Here is a 4,595-nt window from a genome sequence, read left to right as displayed (position 1 = left end):
GCCCTGACCCGGCGCGCCCTCGCGCGGGCCCTGGCCCCGCTGGGCCCGCGGGCCGCCCCGGTGGCGGACCCCGGCGCGGGAGAACCCGTACCGGCCCTCGATCCCGCTTCCACCGCACCTCCAGTGCTCCGCGACACGGTCGAACTCCCACCACGGGTTCTGGAGGCTCAACGATGACCACGACGTCCACGACGGACACGACGACAGCGCAGCGGCCGGCGCCGTCCACGGCACCGGACCGGCCGGTCGCCCTCGTCACCGGCGGCACGAGCGGGATCGGCCTGGCGGTCGTACGGGACCTGGCCCGCCGCGGACACCGGGTGTTCCTGTGCGCGCGGACCCCCGAGAACGTCAAGCGGACCGTCGAGGAGCTGCGCGCCGAAGGCATGGACGTCGCGGGCACCGCCGCCGACGTCCGCTCCCGCGAAGCGGTCGGCGAGCTGGTGGCCGCCGCCGTCGCGGAGTGGGACGCCCCGGTCTCCGTCCTCGTCAACAACGCCGGGCGCAGCGGCGGCGGTCCCACCGCCGGCATCACCGACGAGCTCTGGTACGACGTCATCGACACCAACCTGAACAGCGTCTTCCTGCTGACCCGGGAGGTGCTCAAGCACGGCGGCCTCGACGGCGCCCCCTGGGGCCGGATCATCAACATCGCCTCCACGGCCGGCAAGCAGGGCGTCCTGCTGGGCGCGCCCTACTCGGCGTCCAAGCACGCCGTCGTCGGCTTCACCAAGGCCCTCGGCAAGGAGCTGGCCCCGGCCGGGATCACCGTCAACGCCGTGTGCCCCGGCTACGTCGAGACGCCGATGGCGCAGCGCGTACGGGCCGGCTACGCGGCCGCCTGGGACACCACGACCGAGGACGTGCAGGAGCAGTTCGAGGCGAAGATCCCGCTGGGCCGCTACGCGACCCCGGAGGAGGTGGCGGCCATGGTCGGCTACCTGACCACGGACCTCGCCGCGTCCGTCACCGCGCAGGCGCTGAACGTCTGCGGCGGGCTGGGGAACTTCTGATGGCGGCCGAGCGGATGCACCGCACCGTGCACGAGACCGAGGTGGCCGCCCCCGCGGGCGTGGTCTACGGACTGATCGCGGACCCCGTGCAGTGGCCGCTGTACTTCCCGCCCAACGTGTACGTGGAGCGCCTGGAGTTCGACGGCGTCCACGAGCGGCTGCGGATGTGGGCGACGGCGAACGGCCGGGTCAAGTCCTGGACCTCGCGCCGCGTCCTCGACGCCGCCGCCCGGCGCATCGAGTTCCGGCAGGAGGTCCCGGCGGCCCCGCTGTCGGCGATGACCGGCACCTGGATCGTCGAGCCGCTGGGCGCCGAACGCTCCCGGCTGGTCCTGCTGCACGACTTCTCCGTCGGCGGCGACCGGGCCGAGGACGTCGAGTGGGTCGAGCGCGCCACCGACACCAACAGCCGTGCGGAGCTGGGGAACCTGACCGCGCTCGGCGAGCGCTGGAGCAGCCTCGACGACCTCGTGATGTCCTTCGAGGACACCGTCCGCGTCGACGCCCCGCCGGAGCTGGTCTACGCCTTCCTGGAACGGGCCGAGCAGTGGCCGCAGCTGCTGCCGCACGTGTCGCGGCTGGAGCTCACCGAGCCCGACGAGCTGCCCGGCGTCCAGGTCATGGCCATGGACACGCTCACCGCCGACGGGTCCGCGCACACCACCGAATCGGTGCGGGTGTGCTTCCCGGCGGCCGGCCGCATCGTCTACAAGCAGACCCGCACGCCCGCCCTGATGTCCGCCCACACCGGGGTGTGGACCGTCACCGGGGGCGCGTACGGCTCGACCGTCACCTCGCGGCACGGCGTCGTGCTCCGCGAGGAGGCGGTGCGGCAGGTGCTGGGGCCGACGGCCGACCTGGCGGCGGCCCGCCGGTACGTACGGGAGGCGCTCGGCCGCAACAGCACGGCGACGATGACGTACGCGAAGCAGTACGCGGAATCGGCGCTCGCGCGCTGAGGCCCGGGCGACGGGCCCGGAGCCGCTGAGGCCCGGACTCCAGGGCGTTTCGAGCGGAGTTCAGGCCGGTACGGACAGACTCTTGATCACTTGTGAGGGAAGGGTGTGGCGATGTCGGTCCAGCAGGTGCACCGCACGTCCTATTCCGTGGACGTGAACGCGCCCTCGGGCGTGGTCTACGGGCTGCTCGCGGACACGACCCAGTGGCCGCTGTTCTTCCCGTCGAGCATCCACGTGGAACGGCTCGACTTCGACGGCTCCCAGGACCGGTTCCACATCTGGGTCACCGCGAACGGCACCGTCAAGTCCTGGCTCTCGCGCCGGAGCCTGGACGCGCCCCGGCTGCGGATCGACTTCCGCCAGGAGGTCCCCGCCGCCCCCGTCGTCTCGATGGGCGGCAGCTGGATCGTGGAGCCGCGCGGCACCGACCGCTCCCGGCTGGTCCTGCTGCACGACTTCGCCGTCGCCGGCGACCGGCCCGCCGACGTCGACTGGACCAAGGAGGCCACCGACACCAACAGCCGCGCCCAGCTGGCCACGCTGAAGGAGGCCGCGGAGCGCTGGACCCGGCTCGACGGCCTGCTGCTGTCCTTCGAGGACTCCGTACGCGTCAACGGTCCCGCCGAACTCGTCTACCAGTTCCTCTACGGGGCCGCCGACTGGCCGGAGCGCGTCCCGCACGTCGCGCGCGCCACCGTCACCGAGGACGAGCCGGGCGTCCAGCTGCTGAGCATGGACACGGTGACCGCCGACGGCTCCGCGCACACCACCGAGTCGGTGCGGGTGTGCTTCCCGCACGCCGGCCGCATCGTCTACAAGCAGACGGCGACCCCGGCCCTGATGGCCGCGCACACCGGCGAGTGGTCGCTGATCCCCGACGAGCGCAGCGTCACCGCCGTCTCCCAGCACAGCGTGCTGCTGCGGGAGGAGGCGGTCGAGCAGGTCCTCGGCCCCGGCGCGGACCTGGCGGCGGCCCGCCGGTACGTACGGGAGGCGCTCGGCCGCAACAGCGCCGCCACCCTGGGCCTGGCCAAACAGCACGCTGAGACGGCCGTCCGCACCCTCTGACACCGGGGCGCGGCGCGTACGGCCCGGCTCCGCCGGAACTCCGGCGGGGTGTCAGGCGCGCGTCAGCGAAACGTGGGAACCCCGCGCATACTCGACCCCTTTGAAGTGCGAGGCCGAGACGAGGGGGAGAGGATGAGCGTCGGCTCCGAGCGGACCGGCCCGCCCGCACACCCCGGGCCCGGACGCCCGGACCCCGTGCACCCGGGGCCCGGACTGCCCGCCGGGGCGCGGCAGCGCGAGGTGCTGCTCGACGCCATGGCCGCCCGGCCCGGCTCCGGACTGCACGTCGGACAGCTGCACTGGCGCTGGTACGGGCCCCTGGACACCCGGCGGTTCCAGGCCGCGTGGCAGACCGTGCACGACCGCGAGGCGGTGCTGCGGGCGGCGTTCGCCCCGTACGGGACCCGCGGCGGACCGCGCGTCGTCGTGCACCCGCGCGTCGTCGCGCAGCCGGTGCGCCACCCGCAGGGCTCCGCCGACTGGCAGGCCCTGCTGCTGAGCGAGCGGCAGCGCGACTTCGACCTGACCCGGCCCGGGCCGCTGCGCATCGCACTGCTCGACGAACACGGTGGTGCCGCTGGTTCCGGTGGTGCCGGTGGTGCCGGTGGTGTGGGCGGTGCCGGTGGTGTGACCCGGGTCATCCTGACGTACCACCAGGCCCTGCTCGACGGCCGCAGCGTACGTCTGCTGCTGCGCGCCTTCGCCCGGGCCTACCTCGCCGAAGGGGCCGCCACCGGCGGCGAGCGCCGCCCCGACCTGCGGGACCACCTGCGCTGGCTGGCCGGCCAGGACCGCGGCCCGGCCCGTGCGTTCTGGTCCGCGGCCGCGCCGCCCGCCGGATCGGCCACCCTGCCGCCGGCCGGGAACCCCGGACGGTCCCGGTCCCGGGGCCGGACCGGGTTCGTGCGCACCACCGCCCGGCTGGACCCGTACGAGGCCGCCCGGCTGCGGGACTGGGCCGCCGGGCGGGGCGTCACCGAGAGCACCGCCCTCCAGGCGGCCTGGGCCCTCCAGCTGCGCCGGGCCGTCCCCGGCCCGGGACCGGTCCCGGTGGCGTTCGCGATGGCCGTGTCCGGCCGCGGCATTCCGCTGGACGGGGCCTCCCGGCTGCCCGGCCCGCTGCGCAACCCGCTGCCGATGTCCGTGGACGTCGACCCCGGTGAGCCGTTCGCCCGGCTGCTCGCCGACCTCGGCGACCGGGCGTTCGACCTCGCCGCGTACGAGTGGGTCTCCATGGGGCAGGTGCACGCGTGGAGCGGCCGGGAGCCGGACGCACCGCTCACCGAGACGCTGCTGGCCTTCGACCCGCCGGCGGCGACCGGCCCGGATCCGCTGGACGAGGACTTCGCCGCCCAGGGGATCCGGGTGACCCCGCCGGAGACCGTCGCCGCGCACAGCGGCTCCGCCCTGTCGGTGACCGCCCACCACGACCGCGACGGCGGCCTGGTGCTGACCGGGGTGCACGACCGGGCGCGGATCACCGACGCGGCCGACGCCGCGGACGCCGTGCGCCGGACCGCGCTGCTGCTGCGGGAGTTCCCCTCCCGGATACGGG

4 protein-coding genes are annotated in these 4,595 nt (G+C 74.9%); all 4 read left to right on the top strand.

Annotated elements, in window-relative coordinates; translation table 11 throughout:
* The first annotated feature begins 173 nt into the window (after positions 1-173).
* Entirely contained in the window at positions 174-1,013 is an 840-nt protein-coding gene (locus ACFXA3_RS36150) for an SDR family NAD(P)-dependent oxidoreductase (RefSeq protein ID WP_385194280.1), read from the top strand.
* Positions 1,013-1,972, top strand: coding sequence for an aromatase/cyclase (locus ACFXA3_RS36145; protein WP_385194279.1), 960 nt, complete (start codon positions 1,013-1,015; stop codon positions 1,970-1,972). Before ACFXA3_RS36150 ends, ACFXA3_RS36145 begins: the two co-directional genes overlap by 1 nt.
* Positions 1,973-2,083: 111 nt before the next feature.
* Positions 2,084-3,040: an aromatase/cyclase gene (locus tag ACFXA3_RS36140; RefSeq protein ID WP_385194277.1), complete on the top strand. Its 957-nt coding sequence runs from the start codon at positions 2,084-2,086 to the stop codon at positions 3,038-3,040.
* Between the two features lie 132 nt (positions 3,041-3,172).
* Positions 3,173-4,595: condensation domain-containing protein (locus tag ACFXA3_RS36135; RefSeq protein ID WP_385194275.1), on the top strand; the 1,423-nt coding region annotated here is incomplete at its 3' end.

The organism is Streptomyces sp. NPDC059456 (genome assembly GCF_042750055.1).
Lineage (GTDB): Bacteria > Actinomycetota > Actinomycetes > Streptomycetales > Streptomycetaceae > Streptomyces.
Note: the sequence above shows the minus strand (reverse complement) of the source record. Positions and strands in the feature narration are given on the sequence as shown.